We start from the raw sequence: 1,900 nt of genomic DNA on the forward strand, positions 1-1,900 counted from the left end.
CTGACCGACGAACAGGGTGATATCGCCTGGAGTGGGGTCTACAAGGTCTGGGGCCTGGCCAAGGAGCAACGCAGTGAGACCGCCAAACATGCGGATATCCGCAATCCATTGCGCTTTCAGGGGCAGTACTTCGATGTCGAAACCGGGCTGCACTACAACCGCTATCGGTACTATGATCCTCAGGTAGGGCGATTTATTGGCAAGGATCCGATTGGGTTTGCGGGTGGGCTGAATATCTATGCCTATGCGCCGAATCCGGTGGACTGGATTGATCCATTTGGACTTGCCAGAAACGACACCTTGACGCCTGGAAAAAACGCCCCAGAGTCCATACCCGCAAGGGGCCCTGAACGAAATTTCAACAGAGAAGAGCGAACAAATATAAACGTTATTGGGTACAGAGATGGCTGTCACACGTGTGGTACGCATAACCCCGGAACCAAAAGCGGCGACTTTATCCCCGATCACCAACCAGCAAATGCGCTTAATACTGAAAATGGGCCACAGCGGCTATATGCACACTGCAGACCTTGCAGTCTGAGACAGGCCGGACAAGTTACGCAAGAAAAACGAAGGATGAACCAACGATGAAAATTTATGAATTCTCAGACTGGATAGAAAGCTCCGGTGGCCCACTAGTCGCTATTGAAAAGCACCTCGCCCCTTTATGGGGCGGCACTAATGGCCGCCCATCAGATTTCGATCTAGCCTGCAACACCGTTAACTACATCGAATTAGTATCGACGCGAAATGTCACCGCTCTGGTCATAGGGGATGAACCGTTGCGTACGCTTGTGGCCCATTCAGATGATCACACCCTCATTGTTAGATGGAAGTGGGCGACAAGTGAGCAGAGTGCATTGAAGGAAATTCAAAATATTCGATTCCCAAGTACGTACGAGGAGCATCTTGACATAATCTTGCCCTCTGGGGCTTTGACGATTTTCGACTCAGCAACTCATTACTCAGAAACCGAGGCCATCAGTTTGAAAATCCACCCCGGCAAAAACACAATCCAAACTTTTACTTACTCTCCAAACTCTGAGACAAGTTTATTAATACACAAAATATCAAAACCATCAGGAAATCTCCGAGCAGTCAAATCCAATCAATAGAACCCATCAAGCTGATGCTCACGCAACCAGCACGCAATGCATAGGCGCGTATGAATAATATAATTCGCCTCGGCGACACCACCGACCACGGTGGCGTTGTCACCGAATCCATCCCCCACACCAACCTCAACGGCAAACCGATGGCCGGCAAAGGCCACATGGTGATGTGCCCCTTATGCAAGGGGCCCTTCCCGATTGCCGAAGGCAGCAGCACCTATTCCGTCAACGGAATATCCGTGGCGCTGGCCGGCATGAAAACCACCTGCGGCGCCACCCTGATTGCCAGCGGCTCGCGCGGTGCCGTGCATCGCTGACCGGCACCCCGCTCTTTAACAACCGGACGTTAGCGGCATTGGCTTAGTCGCGCCAATGCCCCTGCCTGCGTCAAAACCCGCGACGCCGAAGGTGGCCTGTGGCGGTACGATTACGATCAACGCGGCAACATCATCGAAACCATCGACCTGCTGGAAAACACCACCCAGTACAGCTACAACAGCGACAACCTGCCCATCCTCATCACCGACGCCAACGGCGGCAGCAAGCAACTGGCCTACAACGCTGACGGCCAACTGGGCCGCTACATCGACTGTTCGGGAAAGATCAACCAGTGGCAGTACGATTCTTTGGGGCAGCTCACCAGCTTTACCGATGCCGAAGGGAACACTACTGCCTATGAGTACCGCACCGGGCAACGGGTGCGACTGATCCACCCGGACAAGACCGAAGAACTTTTCGAACGCGACGCCGAGGGCCGCCTGCTCACCCACACCGATGCCCTGCGCCAA

The 1,900-nt window shown here is 53.6% G+C and carries 4 protein-coding genes; 3 read left to right on the forward strand and 1 reads right to left on the reverse strand.

Going from position 1 to position 1,900, the window contains the following annotated elements:
- The 3 genes from ACM6IK_RS20820 to ACM6IK_RS20830 form a co-directional block, all read left to right on the forward strand.
- The coding region (locus ACM6IK_RS20820; protein ID WP_414875818.1) for an RHS repeat-associated core domain-containing protein at positions 1 to 591 on the forward strand (591 nt) is incomplete at its 5' end.
- Complete coding sequence (locus ACM6IK_RS20825) at positions 588 to 1,115, forward strand: Imm21 family immunity protein (protein ID WP_414875819.1); 528 nt, start codon at positions 588 to 590, stop codon at positions 1,113 to 1,115. The genes ACM6IK_RS20820 and ACM6IK_RS20825, both read left to right, overlap by 4 nt.
- 50 nt (positions 1,116 to 1,165) lie before the next feature.
- Positions 1,166 to 1,429: a PAAR domain-containing protein gene (locus ACM6IK_RS20830; protein ID WP_414875820.1), complete on the forward strand. Its 264-nt coding sequence runs from the start codon at positions 1,166 to 1,168 to the stop codon at positions 1,427 to 1,429.
- A 15-nt stretch (positions 1,430 to 1,444) separates the two neighbouring features.
- Here ACM6IK_RS20830 and ACM6IK_RS20835 read toward each other — a convergent pair.
- A partial coding sequence (locus ACM6IK_RS20835; protein WP_414875821.1) for a hypothetical protein occupies positions 1,445 to 1,900 on the reverse strand: 456 nt, incomplete at its 5' end.

The organism is Pseudomonas sp. IT-196MI5 (genome assembly GCF_949767415.1).
Lineage (GTDB): Bacteria > Pseudomonadota > Gammaproteobacteria > Pseudomonadales > Pseudomonadaceae > Aquipseudomonas.